General features: G+C 64.5%; 14 protein-coding genes and 1 tRNA gene. 7 read left to right on the top strand and 8 right to left on the bottom strand.

The genetic code is table 11. From position 1 onward, the window contains the following. Nucleotides 1-133 precede the first annotated feature (133 nt). Nucleotides 134-1,813 carry an ABC transporter permease gene (locus tag B2P87_RS19140; RefSeq protein ID WP_058287584.1) on the top strand — a complete coding sequence of 560 codons (1,680 nt, stop codon included), beginning with the start codon at nt 134-136 and terminating at the stop codon, nt 1,811-1,813. A 52-nt stretch (nt 1,814-1,865) separates the two neighbouring features. On the opposite strand, the gene B2P87_RS19135 is transcribed toward B2P87_RS19140, so the two are convergent. The 4 genes from B2P87_RS19135 to B2P87_RS19120 all read right to left on the bottom strand — a co-directional run bounded on the left by B2P87_RS19135 (nt 1,866) and on the right by B2P87_RS19120 (nt 4,666). Continuing rightward, on the bottom strand, nt 1,866-2,726 hold the full coding sequence (locus B2P87_RS19135) for a CobW family GTP-binding protein (RefSeq protein WP_141891522.1): 861 nt from the start codon (nt 2,724-2,726) through the stop codon (nt 1,866-1,868). 222 nt (nt 2,727-2,948) lie between these two features. Next, nucleotides 2,949-3,965 (bottom strand): Fe(3+) ABC transporter substrate-binding protein, encoded by a 1,017-nt coding sequence (locus tag B2P87_RS19130; RefSeq protein ID WP_141891521.1) that lies wholly within the window; start codon nt 3,963-3,965, stop codon nt 2,949-2,951. A gap of 421 nt (nt 3,966-4,386) precedes the next feature. Beyond that, entirely contained in the window at nt 4,387-4,512 is a 126-nt protein-coding gene (gene ykgO, locus B2P87_RS19125) for a type B 50S ribosomal protein L36 (protein WP_005648635.1), read from the bottom strand. Nucleotides 4,513-4,591: 79 nt separating this feature from the next. Continuing rightward, nucleotides 4,592-4,666: transfer RNA gene (locus B2P87_RS19120), tRNA-Val, on the bottom strand. A 163-nt stretch (nt 4,667-4,829) separates the two neighbouring features. On the opposite strand from B2P87_RS19120, the gene B2P87_RS19115 reads away from it, so the two are divergent. After that, nucleotides 4,830-5,690, top strand: a complete 861-nt coding sequence (locus B2P87_RS19115) for an N-formylglutamate amidohydrolase (protein ID WP_141891520.1) — start codon at nt 4,830-4,832, stop codon at nt 5,688-5,690. Between the two features lie 18 nt (nt 5,691-5,708). On the opposite strand, the gene B2P87_RS19110 is transcribed toward B2P87_RS19115, so the two are convergent. Continuing rightward, the gene (locus B2P87_RS19110) at nt 5,709-6,962 is read right to left on the bottom strand and encodes a DNA polymerase IV (RefSeq protein WP_141891519.1); all 1,254 of its coding nucleotides are present in this window, start codon (nt 6,960-6,962) and stop codon (nt 5,709-5,711) included. Nucleotides 6,963-7,052: 90 nt separating this feature from the next. On the opposite strand from B2P87_RS19110, the gene B2P87_RS19105 reads away from it, so the two are divergent. After that, a complete protein-coding gene (locus B2P87_RS19105) occupies nt 7,053-7,475 on the top strand; it encodes an NUDIX hydrolase (RefSeq protein ID WP_058287589.1) in 423 nt (140 codons plus the stop codon). 392 nt (nt 7,476-7,867) lie between these two features. Here B2P87_RS19105 and pyrF read toward each other — a convergent pair whose 3' ends face one another. Then, on the bottom strand, nt 7,868-8,584 hold the full coding sequence (pyrF, locus tag B2P87_RS19100; protein ID WP_141891518.1) for an orotidine-5'-phosphate decarboxylase: 717 nt from the start codon (nt 8,582-8,584) through the stop codon (nt 7,868-7,870). A 351-nt stretch (nt 8,585-8,935) separates the two neighbouring features. Between pyrF and clpB the strand changes: the two genes are divergently transcribed. Further along, nucleotides 8,936-11,554: an ATP-dependent chaperone ClpB gene (gene clpB, locus B2P87_RS19095; RefSeq protein ID WP_141891517.1), complete on the top strand. Its 2,619-nt coding sequence runs from the start codon at nt 8,936-8,938 to the stop codon at nt 11,552-11,554. Nucleotides 11,555-11,682: 128 nt separating this feature from the next. Then, on the top strand, nt 11,683-12,324 hold the full coding sequence (locus tag B2P87_RS19090) for a TVP38/TMEM64 family protein (RefSeq protein WP_141891516.1): 642 nt from the start codon (nt 11,683-11,685) through the stop codon (nt 12,322-12,324). A gap of 31 nt (nt 12,325-12,355) precedes the next feature. On the opposite strand, the gene B2P87_RS19085 is transcribed toward B2P87_RS19090, so the two are convergent. After that, on the bottom strand, nt 12,356-12,925 hold the full coding sequence (locus tag B2P87_RS19085) for a hypothetical protein (protein ID WP_141891515.1): 570 nt from the start codon (nt 12,923-12,925) through the stop codon (nt 12,356-12,358). Nucleotides 12,926-13,015: 90 nt separating this feature from the next. Beyond that, entirely contained in the window at nt 13,016-13,453 is a 438-nt protein-coding gene (locus tag B2P87_RS19080) for a DUF302 domain-containing protein (protein ID WP_141891514.1), read from the bottom strand. Between the two features lie 259 nt (nt 13,454-13,712). Between B2P87_RS19080 and msrP the strand changes: the two genes are divergently transcribed. Both msrP and msrQ read left to right on the top strand, forming a co-directional pair. Continuing rightward, nucleotides 13,713-14,648, top strand: a complete 936-nt coding sequence (gene msrP / locus B2P87_RS19075; RefSeq protein WP_141891513.1) for a protein-methionine-sulfoxide reductase catalytic subunit MsrP — start codon at nt 13,713-13,715, stop codon at nt 14,646-14,648. An 11-nt stretch (nt 14,649-14,659) separates the two neighbouring features. Beyond that, a complete protein-coding gene (msrQ, locus tag B2P87_RS19070) occupies nt 14,660-15,271 on the top strand; it encodes a protein-methionine-sulfoxide reductase heme-binding subunit MsrQ (protein WP_141891512.1) in 612 nt (203 codons plus the stop codon). Nucleotides 15,272-15,612: the final 341 nt, after the last annotated feature.

The raw sequence follows: 15,612 nt of genomic DNA, 5'->3' as shown, positions 1-15,612 counted from the left end.
GGCGCCGGATGCAGGCGCCCGTTTTCTGTTGCGCCGCCCGCCTGGGCCGCGCCGTGCTTTCCCGCTGGAATTTCTGACTGGAATAGTCGAAATAGGGCGGTGAGACCCATCATCCGGACCCTGACTGCCACAAATGACTGCTGCCAATGATCCCATAGAATACGCCCCGCACGGGCGCCGCCGCGGCGGCAAGGGCGGTGGCGGTCTGTTTGCAGTGATGGCTTGGATCGTGGCGCTGTCCTGCCTGCTGCCGATGGTGGCGGTGGCGCTGGCCGCGGCGTTTGGGGGAACGGAGACGATCCGTCATCTGGCTGAAACCGTGCTGCCGGGCTATACGCTGACGACGCTGGCGCTGGTGGCGATGGTCGGGCTTGGCACCTTTGCCATCGGCACCGGGGCTGCCTGGCTGGTGACGATGACGCGGTTCCCCGGCGCGCGCCTCCTTGAGGTTGCGCTGGTTCTGCCGCTGGCCTTCCCGGCCTATGTTCTGGCCTATGCCTATACCCACATCCTGGACCACCCCGGCATTGTGCAGGCCACCCTGCGCGAGGTGACGGGCTGGGGCCCGCGGGATTACTGGTTCCCCGAAATCCGCTCCACCGGCGGCGCGGCCGCGATGCTGGTGCTGGTGCTGTATCCCTATGTTTACCTGCTGGCGCGGGCGGCCTTCATGCAGCAGAGCGCCGGCGCCTTCCTGGCTGCCCGGGCATTGGGCAAGAATTCCTGGCAGGCGTTCTGGATGGTCAGCCTGCCGATGGCGCGGCCGGCCATTGCCTCGGGCGTGCTGCTGGCGGTGATGGAAACCATCGCGGATTTCGGCACGGTGTCCTATTTCGGAGTGCAGACCTTTGCCACCGGGATCTACACCAGCTGGTTCTCGCTCGGCGACCGGGGCGGCGCGGCGCAGCTGGCGCTGTGCCTCTTGGGCTTTGCCTTGACGCTGGCGGTGGTGGAACGCTCGACGCGCGGGCGGGCAAAGTACCACCATGCCGGCAAGCATCACACCCAGATGCCGCCGGCAGAGCTGGGCGGCATCAAGGCCGCTATGGCGGTGTTTTTTTGCGCGGTGCCGGTTGTGCTGGGCTTTCTGCTGCCGGCGGCCGTGCTCTCCCTGATGAGCCTGGAGTCTGAGCAGAACCTGCTCAGCCGCCGCTATATCGGGTTCACCAGCAATTCCATCATCCTGGCCTCGGCGGCGGCCCTGCTGACGGTGGCGGCCGCGGTCTGCCTGGGCTTCTATCAGCGCCTGAGGCCCGGCAGGCTGTCCTCCGCGGCGGCCTATTTTGCCCGGCTGGGATATGCGGTGCCGGGCGGGGTGATCGCGGTGGGGCTGATTGTGCCGTTTGCGGCGTTTGACAACGCGCTGGATGCCTGGATGCGGGAGGCCTTCGGGATCCGTACCGGGCTTTTGGTGACCGGCTCGATCTGGCTGCTGGTTGCGGCTTATGGCGTGCGTTTCATGGCGGCGGCGCTGGGGGCGTATGAGGGCGGACAGGCCACAATGCACACAAACATGGACGCAGCGGCGCGCTCACTTGGGCAGGGGCCGATGGGGATGCTGCGCCGGGTGCATCTGCCGATCCTGACGCCCAGCCTGCTGACCGCACTGCTGATCGTCTTTGTCGATGTGATGAAGGAGCTGCCCGCGACGCTGATCATGCGGCCCTTCAATTTTGACACGCTGGCGGTGCAGGCGCACCGGCTGGCAGCGGATGAACGGCTGGAGGGCGCCGCTGTGCCCTCTCTGGTGATCATGGCGGTTGGCTTGCTGCCGGTGATCCTGATCTGCCGCCAGGTGGGACGGCGGCGCTAGACGCAAGGATTCGGGAAATTCCCTGGCCCGGATCGCGGCCGGGGGGGACGGCTTATGCCGCCCACCAGGCTTCGATCTCGTCACGGGAAACCCGGTCTGCCGGACCCAGGCCCACAAGTACGGTTTCCTCCGCCTCGCAGCGCTTGGCCTCGACATGGCGGCCCACCACATGCAGCTCATAAGCGCCGCCGGTGGTCAGCACGAAGCCTTTCATCCGGTAGAGGCCTGCGGGCCGCTCTGCCAGCTTGTCCCCCAGCGCACGCCGGTCCAGCACGGTGCGGCTGCGGTGCTGCCAGGTGGCATAGGCGGGGTGGGCGGCAACCGCGCGGCCCTTGGGCAGCGGCACAATGTCAAACAGCAGCTCCGCCACGGGAGAGCCGTTCAGCACCGTCGGAGTGCGGGCGCCGGCCGATTTCAGCGCGGCGCCGAGCGAATCGGAAATCTCATCGCATTTGGTGGCGATCACCAAATCGGCGGCGCGGATTTGCTGCTCAGCCTGCGGCGCAACCAGCGGGTCGTTCAGCAGCGTTTGCGCATGTTCCGCATCCACCAGGGTGACGATCCCGCCATAGCTGAGGCCGGTTTCATTGAGAACGGAATTGACGATGGCAACCGGGTCGGAAATGCCGCTGGCTTCGATCACCACATGGTCCGGGTGTTCGGGGCGGTTCAGCACCTCCCGCAGCGCCGCTGCCAGGTCGTCGCCCATAGTGCAGCAGACGCAGCCATTGGTGAGAGCGATCTTTCCGCCGTCCGTGTCCTGGATCAGCGCGTCGTCGATATTTACCGCGCCGAAGTCATTCACGATCACGGCCAGCTTTTGCCCGTGATCCTCGGCCAGCAGCCTGTTGATCAGGGTGGTCTTGCCCGCACCCAGATACCCGCTGATAATCGTTACTGGCAACCGGTTCATAAGCTCTGGTCCCCCAGAGCGCGGCGTGCTCCTGACGGCATGTTTCCCCCCGAATTTTAAGATGCGCGAACGTATAGGCGTCAGGCGTAAACGGGTCTAGGAAAAGCTGGCGGGGCTTTGAACTTTTGCCGCCAAACAGCAGCTGGGCCACACGGGCCCCGGGCAAAGGTAAAAAAGCGCGGCTGGGGGGCCGCGCTTTCCCGGTTTTTGTGCGGGCTGGTGTTACTTCCAGCCTACGTCATTAAAGATCTTCTGTGCCTCGGGCAGGTTCCTGGCGACCTCCGACAGGTTCACGTCGTCCGGCTTGAAATGGCCAAGCGCTGCAATGGACGGGGCCAGGCCAACGCCCGGAACCGCCGGGTATTCGTCATTGCCGGCCGAGAAATACGCTTGGGCGGAATCGCTGGCGAGGTATTCCAGGAACTTGATGGCGTTGTCCTTGTTCGGGGCGTGCACGGCGACCCCGCCGCCGGACAGGTTCATATGCGCGCCTTCGGTGTTCTGCGACGGGAACAGCCAGCCGATCTGGTCGCGGTTTTCCGACACGCCCTTGACGTCTTTGCGGATCGAGCGGGCGAAGTAATAGCTGTTCGCCACGGCGATATCGCATTCGCCGGAAACCAGGCCGCGAATCTGGTCGGTGTCGCCGCCTTGCGGGTCGCGGGCCATGTTGGCGACGACGCCTTCGGCCCAGCTGCGTGCGGTGTCGGCGCCGTGATGGGTCACGATCGAGGCCAGCAGGGTCTGGTTGTAAGTGTTCTTGGAGGAGCGGATGCAGACCTTGCCCTTATAGGCGGGGTCGGCCAGGTCCAGGTAGGTCAGCGGCGGATTGGCGACCTCGTCCTTGTCGTAGAAGATGATCCGCGAGCGCTGGCTGAAGCCGAACCACTGGTTGTCCTCGTCCTGCAGATAGCCGGGCACGCGGGCCTCCAGCACATCGCTTTCGATGCTTTGCAGCACGCCTGCATCCTTGGCCCGGGTCAGGCGGGAGGTGTCGACAGTGATCAGAATGTCGGCGGGAGAGTTTTCGCCTTCAGCTGTCATCCGGGCAATCAGCTCATCCGCGTTGCCTTCAATGCGGTTGATGGTGATGCCGGTGGCCTCTTCGAACTCCGAGTAGAGCTGCTCGTCGGTGTCGTAATGACGCGAGGAGTAGATGTTCAGCTCGCCCTCGGCGGCGGCAGCGGTGGCAACGGCAGCGGTCAGTGCGCCGGCCAGTACGGTGGTAGCTTTCAGCATGTGATGTCCCGTTTGTTAATGGCTCTTTTCCGACTGAAATAGTCAATTAAAGAAATCTTCGCCGGATGCAATGAATTTCCGACAAAAGAAATCGGATAACTTGCCGCAGCACTGCTTGGGCTGGCGGTTGGGGCTTTTACAGGTCCGGGGCTGCTGTTGCTGGTTTACGCGCGGTAGGGCGGCCCGCAGGCCAGAGGCCTCTCCCGCCCGTCGCTGGACTTTTGGCAAAGTCCGCTCCCGTTGGGCGTGGCACCGCGCAAGGCGCGGTGCCACGCCCAAGGCCGCCAAGTAGTGCCCAGCGGCAGCCGGGGGGATCTGCGGGCGCGGGAGGGCTCTCTTGGCTGATTTGTAAAACACAGCCTCAAAACGCAAAAAAACCGCATCGGATGATGCGGTTTTCTGTAAGTCGCTGTGTCGGATCTTAACCCTGGCGCGCTTTGAACTTGCGCTGGGTCTTGTTGATCACGTAAACGCGGCCTTTGCGGCGCACAACCCGGCAATCGCGGTGCCGGTTCTTCAGCGAACGGAGCGAGTTCTTGACCTTCATGGTCTCTCTCCTTGTCTGCGGCGCGAACCAGCGCCTGGGTTAGCGGGTGCCGTGGCCGTGGCCAGGGCAGTGAATGGAATGGTGGGCGATACAAGGATCGAACTTGTGACCCCTTCGATGTCAACGAAGTGCTCTACCGCTGAGCTAATCGCCCACTCTGGCCTGCGCGCCATTCCTGCCCCTTAGAAGTGAAAGGGGCGCGGGGTGCCGCGCCGGTGAGGGGGTCTATAAATAGAGTCGCGCAGAGGTGCAAGAGCTTTTGACCGCAGAAATTTCCGCGATATGCTGTTTCTTGCACAAGAAGCACCGGAGCAAGGATGCCTGATACAGCGTTTTTCGTGATTTCCCCGCAGAAACTGGCCTCTGCGGTGGTTTTTGCCTCTCCCCACAGCGGTACCGATTACAGCGATTCCTTTCTGGCACAGTCGATTCTGGGGCGGAAAACCATCCGAAGCTCGGAGGACGCTTTTGTCGACCAGCTGTTCCAGGCGGCGCCGGAGTTCGGCGCGCCGCTGCTGACCGCGGTCAAGCCGCGGGCCTTTCTGGACCTGAACCGCTCGCCCGATGAGCTGGATCCGGCGGTGATCGACGGGGTGCAGCGGCGTGGGCAGAATCCGCGGGTGGCGTCAGGCCTTGGAGTGATTCCCCGGGTGGTGGCCAACGGGCGCGCGATTTACCGGGGCAAGCTGACCCTGGCCGAGGCGGAGCAGCGGATCAGTTGTTACTGGCACCCTTATCACCAAGCGCTGAAAGGGCTTCTGGAGCAGGCGCACCGGCGTTTCGGGCAGGCGATTTTGGTCGACTGCCACTCGATGCCGCATGAGGCGATCGACACCATGGCGCCAACCGGCACCGGCAAGCCGGAAGTGGTGCTGGGCGACCGGTTCGGCGCTGCGGCGGACAGCAGCGTGGTGGACCGGATCGAGGCGGCCTTTTCCGCGGCGGGGCTGAAAGTGGCCCGCAATACGCCGTTTGCCGGGGCCTATATCGCCCAGACCTACGGCCGACCGTCGCGGCGCCAGCACGCGGTCCAGATCGAGATCGACCGGGCGCTTTACATGGATGAGGCGAACATCCTTCCCAATGCAAATTTCGCGCCGCTGCAGAAGCTGCTGCGCCAGGTGACCGCTGAGATTGCGGCGATCGGGCAGAAGGAGATGCCGCTGGCGGCGGAGTGACCGGATGCGGTGCGAGGCCTACCGCAGGGCGCGGCCTTTCAGAATCGCACCCTCGCCGAACCGTTTCCGGATCGCATCCGTGGCGCGTTCCGCCTCTGCCCGTTGGCCGGCCTGCGGATCGAGCAGATCCCCGCTCTCATCGGCCTGCGATTCGGGCACCAGGTCCGAAATCCCGCAGCCCAGCAGCCGGTAGGGGCCTTCGTCGCCCACCTGGTCCAGCAGGCCGCGGGCGGTGCGGTAGATGCGGTCGGCGATCTGGGTGGGGCTGCGCAGCGTGACCCGCCGGGTCAGCGCCGAATGATTGGCGCGCTTCAGTTTGAGGGTGACAACCCGGCCCGCCAGATCTCGTGCCTTGGCCCGGTCCGAGACCTTTTCGGCCAGCCGCCACAAATGGCCGTCGAGCACCTCCAGGCTGGCGGTGTCCTCAAAGAAAGTGGTTTCATTGGAGATCGACTTGATCGGCGCATTGGCTGAAACCCGGCGCCGGTCCTGACCGCGGGCCAGGTGCCAGAGCCGGTCGCCCATGGAACCGAAACGGCTGTGCAGCGCCTCGCGGTCCCAGCGCAACAGGTCGGAGAAGGTGCGGATGCCTGCTTTGTCCAGGCTGGCCTGGGCCGCCGGGCCGATGCCCCATATCAGGCGCACCGGTTTGCCGCGCAGGAAATCGTCTGTCTCTGCCTTGCCGATCACCGAAAACCCGCGCGGCTTGTCGAGGTCGGAGGCGACCTTTGCCAGGAACTTGTTGTGGCTGAGTCCGATGGAGCCGGTGACGCCCAGTTCGTCTTTCATCCGCTTGACCAGCCGCGCCAGCATCACCGCAGGCGGCGCACCGTGCAGTTTTTCGGTGCCAGTGAGGTCCATGAAGGCCTCGTCCAGCGACAGCGGTTCCACATCCGGGGTCAGCTCATTCATCATCTTGCGGATCTCGCGGCTGACCTCGACGTAGGCGCTCATCCGCGGCTTGATCACCACCGCATCGGGGCAAAGCTTCAGCGCCTGAAACATCGGCATGGCAGAGCGCACGCCGCGGATGCGGGCGACATAGCAGGCAGTGGAAACCACCCCGCGCTTGCCGCCGCCAATGATCACCGGCTTGGTGGCCAGTTCCGGATTGTCGCGTTTCTCGACGCTGGCGTAGAAGGCGTCGCAGTCCATATGGGCGATGGTGAGGGAGAACAGCTCCTCATGCGCCTTGATCCGCGGGCTGCTGCAATGGGGGCAGCGCCGGGCGGGGAGGATCTGGCTCAGGCAGTCTCGGCAGAGGGCTTGCATGGTTTGTGGCGTGCTGTGGTTGTGGTGGGAAAAGTTTAGCTTGCGGCGGAGGGCTTGTCTTTAGCGCGGCGGATCGCCAAGTGACAGACCATGACATCAGCAGGCGAAGATTTTGCCGGTGCCAAACTGGCGGTGTTTCTAGGGCAGAACCTGCTGGTCATCCAGCGGGATGACAGGCCTGATATTCCCTATCCGGGCCATTGGGACCTGCCGGGCGGCGGCCGTGAAGCGGGCGAAACCCCGATAGCCTGCGCGCTGCGGGAAACACGGGAAGAGGTCGGGCTGGTGCTGCCGCCGGAGCTGCTGATCTGGTCCCGGGTGTACCAGCGGCCGCACGGGCGGGTTTGGTTCTTTGCAGCACATCTGCCTGCGGCGGCGGCTGGCGATGTCCGGTTCGGGGATGAAGGGCAGGGCTGGGCGCTGATGGCGCCGGAGGCCTATTGCGCGCACCCGTTGGCAGTGCCGCATTTCGCCGTGCAGCTGCGCCGGTATCTGGAGGCATGCGCCGGATAGCAGGGCCTGAAAGAAAGATCCCCCGCTGGAATGCGGGGGAAGGTGACGGGCCTCAGGAAGAAGAGCCCGTCTGGGGAGTGTCTCATCCGCAGAATCGCGCAGCCGCTGCCGTTTCGCAAAGTTTGCGGTCCCGGGCGGCGGCAGCGGCTTTTTCCGGTGTGCCTTCCGGGTCACAGGACGATTTGGCGCAGAAGATGGTGCCGCGGCAGGTTTCGCCAGTGAAAAGAGCGTGTTGACGCTGGGTGAACTGAAGGGTGGGCGGCAGGGCGCGCGGAATAGATGTGTCCGCCGCACATTATTATTTCTGCCTGTTTTTTTGGCAAAGGCCTGGTTGTGCCGTCTGCGGCGCAGGCGCATTTGTGCTGCCGGCCGCCTTGGCCGCGCAGTTGCGGTCAGACCTGCGTGCCAGCCAGTTCGGCCAGGATGGCCTCAGCCGCGGCGCGGGGGCTTTCTGCTGTCCAGATCGGGCGGCCCACGACGATATGGTCTGCGCCGTCTGCGATGGCGGACGCCGGGGTGGCGACGCGTTTCTGGTCGCCCAAGGCGGCTCCGGCGGGGCGGACGCCCGGGGTGACGATCAGCTTGCCCTCCGCCTCTGGCAGAGCGCGGATCAGCGCGGCTTCCTGCGGGCTGGCGATGACGCCGTCGGCGCCGGCGGCGAAGGCGTTGCCTGCGCGTTCCAGGACCAGGTCCTGCACCGTGCCCTGCTTGATCAGCGCCCCGTCCAGATCCTGGCGGTCGAGCGAGGTGAGGATGGTGACGGCGAGGATCTTGAGGTCCTTGCCAGCCGCGCCTTCCTTGGCGGCGCGCACCACGTACGGGTCGCCATGCACGGTGAGGAAGTCGATGTCGAACTGCGCGAGGCCCCGCACCGCGTTTTCCACGGTGGCGCCGATGTCGAACAGTTTCATGTCAAGGAAAATGCGCTTGCCGTGCTCCTGCTTCAGCTCATTGGCCAGGGCCAGGCCGCCGCCGGTCAGCATACCAAGGCCGATCTTGTAAAAGGAGACCGCATCGCCCAGCTGTTCGGCGAGCTTCAGCCCTGCCAGGGCGTTGGGGACGTCCATGGCAACAATCAGGCGGTCGTCGGCGCGCGGGGCTTGGGTCATGGGATCGTCCTTTGTGGCAGCTGTGGCGTGAAACTGGCGTTTCATACGCAAGGGGCGGGCATTCGGCAAGGTGGCGCCGCGGCAGGCGGGCGCTCCCGCATCTGAACAGGCCCCGTCCGGGGCCTATTGCAGATTTTGGGCCCGGCGCCGCGCTGCCGCGCGGCGCAGTTGCGTCCGGGGCTGCGGGCAGGGGGCAAAGTTGACGCAGGTCAGGGATTTCCTCACCTTTTGCGGGCATGATGATCTTGAAGCGGCGGCAACGCTTCCCACATCTAATGCCGAGGCCCGGACCGGGGCGTGCCGCAAAGCGGGCGCTGCCAGCAACGCGGGCGCTTGAAAAAGGAGAGCAAGATGGACTTGAACAAGTTCACGGAGCGTGCACGGGGGTTCGTGCAGGCAGCGCAGACGATTGCGATGCGCGAGGGGCACCAGCGGCTGGTGCCAGAGCATATTCTGAAAGCATTGATGGACGACGATCAGGGACTGGCAAGCAACCTGATCTCCCGCGCGGGCGGTGTGCCTGCACGCGTCGCAGAGGCCGTTGATGCGGCTGTTGCCAAGCAGCCCAAGGTGAGCGGCGATGCCGCGCAGATCTATCTGGACGGCCAGACTGCCAAGGTGCTGGATGAGGCCGCCAGGATTGCCGAAAAGGCGGGCGACAGCTTTGTGCCGGTGGAACGGCTGCTGATGGCGCTGTGCATGGTGAAATCCAAGGCCAAGGAGGCGCTGGAGGCGGGTGAAGTGTCCGCCCAAAAGCTCAACGAGGCGATCAATGATATCCGCAAGGGGCGCACAGCCGACTCGGCAACCGCCGAGGAAGGCTATGACGCGCTGAAGAAATACGCCCGCGACCTGACCGAAGCGGCGCGCGAGGGCAAGATCGACCCGATCATCGGGCGGGACGAGGAAATCCGCCGCTCAATGCAGGTGCTGTCGCGCCGGACCAAGAACAATCCGGTGCTGATCGGTGAGCCGGGCGTGGGTAAGACCGCGATTGCCGAGGGCATGGCACTGCGCATCATCAACGGCGATGTGCCGGAATCCCTGCGCGACAAGAAGCTCTTGGCGCTCGACATGGGGGCGCTGATCGCCGGTGCGAAATACCGTGGCGAGTTCGAGGAGCGGCTGAAGGCGGTGCTGACCGAAGTCACCGAGGCTGCGGGTGAGATCATCCTGTTCATCGACGAGATGCACACGCTGGTCGGCGCGGGCAAATCGGATGGCGCCATGGATGCGGCCAACCTGATCAAGCCGGCGCTGGCGCGCGGCGAGCTGCATTGCATCGGGGCCACCACGCTGGATGAATACCGCAAGTACGTTGAGAAGGATGCAGCCCTGGCCCGCCGGTTCCAGCCGGTGATGGTGACGGAGCCGACGGTGGAGGACACCGTGTCGATCCTGCGCGGCATCAAGGAGAAGTATGAGCTGCACCACGGGGTGCGCATTGCCGATGCGGCACTGGTTGCGGCGGCGACGCTGTCGAACCGCTATATCACCGACCGCTTCCTGCCGGACAAGGCGATCGATCTGATGGACGAGGCCGCCTCCCGCCTGCGGATGCAGGTGGATTCGAAGCCGGAAGAGCTGGATGCGCTGGACCGTCAGATCCTGCAGTTGCAGATCGAGGAAGAGGCGCTGAAGCTGGAGGAGGATGCCGCCTCCAAGGACCGGCTGGAAAAGCTGCAAAAGGAACTCTCGGACCTGCAGGAGCAGTCCGCGGAGATGACCGCGCAGTGGCAGTCGGAGCGCGACAAGCTGGCCTCGGCCCGCGACCTGAAGGAGCAGCTGGACCGCGCCCGCGCGGAGCTCGACATTGCCAAGCGGGAGGGCAACCTGGCCAAGGCCGGTGAGCTGTCCTACGGCGTGATCCCGGGGCTGGAGAAGCAGCTGGCCGGTGCCGAGCAGAAGGAAGAGCAGGGGCTGATGGTCGAGGAGGCCGTGCGCCCCGAGCAGATCGCCGCTGTGGTCGAGCGCTGGACCGGTATTCCGACCTCCAAGATGCTGGAGGGCGAGCGCGACAAGCTGTTGCGCATGGAAGATGAGCTGCACCGCCGGGTGATCGGCCAGAATACGGCTGTCACCGCGGTCGCCAACTCGGTGCGCCGGGCGCGGGCGGGTCTGAATGACGAGAACCGGCCGCTGGGCTCGTTCCTGTTCCTCGGTCCGACCGGCGTGGGTAAGACCGAGCTGACCAAAGCGGTTGCCGGCTTCCTGTTTGACGACGAGCACGCGATGGTGCGGATCGACATGTCGGAGTACATGGAGAAGCACTCGGTCGCCCGGCTGATCGGCGCGCCTCCGGGCTATGTCGGCTATGACGAGGGCGGGGCGCTGACCGAGGCCGTTCGCCGCCGTCCCTATCAGGTGGTGCTGTTCGACGAGGTCGAAAAGGCGCATCCCGACGTGTTCAACGTGCTGCTGCAGGTGCTGGACGACGGTATGCTGACCGATGGCCAGGGCCGCACCGTCGACTTCAAGCAGACGCTGATTGTGCTCACCTCGAACCTTGGCGCGCAAGCGCTGAGCCAGCTGCCGGACGGGGCCGATGCCTCGGAGGCCAAGCGCGACGTGATGGATGCGGTGCGTGCCCACTTCCGGCCCGAGTTCCTCAACCGTCTGGATGAGACCATCATCTTCGACCGCCTGAACCGCAAGGACATGGACGGCATCGTCGAGATCCAGCTAGCCCGGCTGCTCAAGCGGCTGGCGGGGCGCAAGATCACGCTGGAGGTGGACGAGGCGGCCAAGACCTGGCTGGCGGATGAGGGCTATGACCCGGTGTTCGGCGCCCGGCCGCTGAAGCGGGTGATCCAGCGCGCGCTGCAGAACCCGCTGGCCGAGGCCCTTCTGGGCGGCGAGATCAAGGATGGCGACACCGTCCCGGTCACGGCCGGCAGCGAGGGACTGATCATCGGCGAGCGGCTGGGGACCAGCGGCAGGCCGCGTCCCGACGATGCCGTTGTGCATTAACACCAGAACCTGAACCGGAAAGGCCCGCCCTGAGTGGCGGGCCTTTTCTTGTTTGCCGAACGGCGCGTTTTGCGGTCGTGGCGATAAGCGCTAGACTGGCAGCTGTTCCTAACGCAGGCGCCGGTTCCATGATGCATTCCGGGCGCAGAGCGGCCTTTGCCGTATTCCTCCTCGTGCTGCTGTGCGGCGCGCTGGCGGCCTTTGTGCTGGATGGGCAGGCGCGCCCGGTGGAGGAGATGGCGGCTTGGCTGCGCAGCACGGGCGCCTGGGCGCCGCTGGCAGTGATCGTTCTGATGGTGGTGCATTCCTTTGTGCCGTTTCCGGCGGAAATCCTGGCGTTGTGCGCGGGGGCACTCTTTGGCACGCTGCTGGGGGCGGTGCTGATCTGGGCCGGGGCAATGCTTGGCGCGCTGGTGGCCTTTGGGCTGGCGCGCCGTCTGGGGCAGGAGACGGTCCGGTCCTGGCTCAGCGAGGCGCAGACGCGGCAGCTGGATGCCTGGACCGAGGAGCGGGGCGCCCTGGCGCTGCTGGCCGCGCGTCTTATCCCGGTGATCGCCTTCAACCTGATCAATTACGCCGCAGGACTGACCCGGGTCCGCCTTTGGACCTTTGTGTGGACCACGGCGCTGGGCATTCTGCCGGTGACGCTGCTGTGCACGTGGTTCGGGGCGCAGATGCTGGACATGGACTGGCCGGTGCTGGCGGCGGTTTCAGCCGGGCTGCTGATTGTCCTGGTTGTCATGCACCGGCTGGCGCGGCCTTGGATCTGAAACCAGGCCGGGCAATGCGGAATATCGGGGATTAACTGCCCGCCGCCGCTTCCTTCACCATCCGCCGCTCATACTTCCGGCGCAGGACCTCCAGGCGCGGCTCCCAGTCGTAACGGGGGTCCTCAGTGGTAGCTGACCAGTAGAGCTTGCCGCCATAGCGCCAGGGATCAAGCACGATGCCGTCATATATGCCATCGCCGTTGGCGGCGATCACCGCGGTGCTGTGATCGATACGGAAATCGCTTTTCGGCTCGGCAATGGCGCGCAGCATCGAAAGCGTTTGAAAGTTCTCCTGGTTGAGGCGCGCCTGCATGTCCTCGGCGTAGTGAACGCAGACGCCGCGCGCCTTGACGCCGCTGTTCACCAGTGTGTTGTGGATGATCGGCGAGGTGGTGACATCGTACTGCTTGGCCAGCTGGGCAGAGTAGCTGTAGGCGATTTCTGCTGCACGGCGCGCCTCGCCCGGGTCGACCCCGGTATCCAGCGACTGCAGAGCGAGAGACAGCTCTTCGACATCGTTCTTGGTTGCAGTGGGAGGCGTGCCGCAGCCAGCCAGCGTTGCCGCTGCCAGTATCATCAGGGAAGCGAGGTAGGATTTCATAAGTGCTCTGCCCGTGCCGGAAATTCTGTTTCCGGCCAGCATACTGAAATCATACGGGCAGTGCAGCGGGGAAAATTCCCGGCCGGCGGATTATTCCTCGATCGCGTCCTGGACGATACCGTCCAGCAGGTCCTGGATCACCTGCATCTCTCCCTCGGGGAAGGAGCGGAACCCGATGGTGACCTCCTGCGTGTCCGGCAGCTGGGCCACGAAGATGTTATAGGGGCAGAAGGAGATATTCATCGGATCCGCCTCCATCACCTCGCGCGACAGCTGGGCGGAGCAGAAGGAGAACACCTGCGCGTTCTGAAACAAAACCACGTCAGAGCCGACATCGGCGCGGGTGCGCTCCAGCATATCGCCCACGTGGCTGACATGGTCGACCACCAGCCCGCGGTTGGTGATGGCGCTTTCCAGGCCGAAGATCACATCGTCATAGGCCAGCTCTGTGGTGTAGAGCGCGGCCTCCTGCGCTGCGGCGGGTTGGGCGATGAGGGCGAGGGCTGCTGCGGCGATGCGCTTTTTCACGGTTCGTCTCCCTGGATGGCCGCCGGGCGGAAGCGCCGGCGCGGCCGGTTGCGTCAAACATATTTTGATGTTTGCATGGGATGGGCCGGCCCGTCACCGGGAAAATTGCCGCGGTGCCGTTTTCCTGCTTCCCGCGTTGACCGCCGGTAAAGCCGCGAGCGTTACGTTACAGATCTCTCGCGCAGTCGTGACAGGATATGTTTTGGGTTTTGCGCGGGGCGCCGCTACCTCAGATATGACAGAAAATCAGGAGAGCTGGATGGCCCGCCGCTGGACCAACAATTTGACCCTTGCAGATGCAACCCCGCAAGCTGCGTTCTGGAACCGCCGCCGGATCATGGCCGGGCTCGCGGGCAGCGGTCTGGCCGCGGCGCTGGGCAGCCAGGCAGAGGCGGAACTGGCACAGGCGGAACAGGCCGGGGCGGAACAGGCGCTGGAGCCCAACACCTGGGAGGAGGTGACCAGCTACTGCAATTTCTATGAGTTCGGCACCGGCAAGGGGGACCCCTCCGAATATGCCGGCCGGATGACCACCGACCCCTGGAGTGTTGCCATCGACGGGATGGTCGACAAGCCCGGTGAGTATTCCTTCGAGCAGATCCTGGATGAAATGACCCTGGAGGAGCGCATCTACCGGTTCCGCTGTGTTGAGGCGTGGTCGATGGTGGTGCCTTGGCAGGGGTTCGAACTGGCCGACCTGCTGACCCTGGCGGGCGTGCAGGAAGGTGCAAAATACGTGGCCTTCGAGACCTTGTACCGGCCGTCCGAAATGCCGGGCACCGCTTATAAGGTGCTTGACTGGCCCTACCGCGAAGGGCTGCGCCTGGACGAGGCGATGCATCCGCTGACGATCATGGCAACCGGCGTGTTCGGTCAGCCGCTGCCCAACCAGAACGGCGCGCCGCTGCGGCTGGTGGTGCCATGGAAATACGGCTTCAAGTCGATCAAGTCGGTTGTGCGGATCACCTTGACCGATCAAGAGCCGCCAACCAGCTGGAATATGGCCAACCCGCGCGAATACGGCTTCTATAGTAATGTGAACCCGGATGTCTCGCACCCGCGCTGGAGCCAGGCCAGCGAGCGCCGCATCGGCGGGGGGCTGTTTGCCCGCCGCCAGCCGACGCTGATGTTCAATGGATATGAGGCCGAGGTAGCCGCCCTTTATGAAGGCATGGACCTGAGCGAGTATTTCTGAGGAGGCCGCGGATGGCGTTTGCAAACCAGCTTATCCGGCGCCTGCCCGTCTGGGCGGTCTACCTTCTGGGCGCGCTGCCGGCGCCCTGGCTGTTTTATCTTGGCCTGACCGGCGGCCTTGGCGTGGAACCGGTCAAGGCGCTGGAGCATAAATACGGGGAACTGGCGCTGCAGCTCCTGATCCTGACGCTGGCCATCTCACCGCTGCGCCGCCTGCTGGGTCTCAACCTGCTGAAGTTCCGCCGGGCGGCCGGGCTGCTGTGCTTCTTTTACGTCCTGTGCCATCTGCTGGTCTGGCTGGTGCTGGATGTGCAGATCGTGAGCCAGATCCTTACCGATATTGCCAAGCGGCCCTATATCACCATCGGCATGGGCGCCTTTGTTCTGATGCTGCCGCTGGCCTTGACCTCCAGCAATCTTGCTGTCCGCAAGCTTGGCCGCGCCTGGTCCCGGCTGCACCGGCTGACCTATGCCGCTGCGGTGCTTGGGGCTGCGCACTATGTAATGCTGTCGAAAGGGTTCCAGATTGAGCCGCTGATCTACCTGGGGCTTGTGCTGTTCCTGCTGGCGCTGCGCCTGGCCGGCAGCCGCTGGCTGAGACAGGCCGCGGGCGTGGGCGTCTAAGGCCGGACCTGTATACGAGGCTTTTGGAAGACCCATGGGGGGCAGCCATTTGGCTGCCCTTTTTCTTTTCGGCTGTGCGCTGTTTGTCCTTTGGCCGGTTTGGCCCTGGCGATTCCGGGCGGGCGGAGGGGGTTTTGGGGGTGTTTGGTGCGATTCCGGGGTGGTGTGTCTGTGGATAAGGGGTGCCGAGTCTGTGGGTAAGTGGGCCGGGGGGCTTTCCCGGGGTGTTCGGGGTGGTTTGCGCTGCGGGGGTGGGGCGGAAAGAGGGTCAGGGGTGCTGACTTTGTTTTGGTGTAAGTTGTTGATTTTGTTGGGTACGTGATTTTTCTTTGCGGAATTCT

The organism is Leisingera sp. UBA4491 (genome assembly GCF_002388965.1).
Lineage (GTDB): Bacteria > Pseudomonadota > Alphaproteobacteria > Rhodobacterales > Rhodobacteraceae > Leisingera > Leisingera aquaemixtae.
This window is presented reverse-complemented; position numbering and strand designations above follow the sequence as displayed.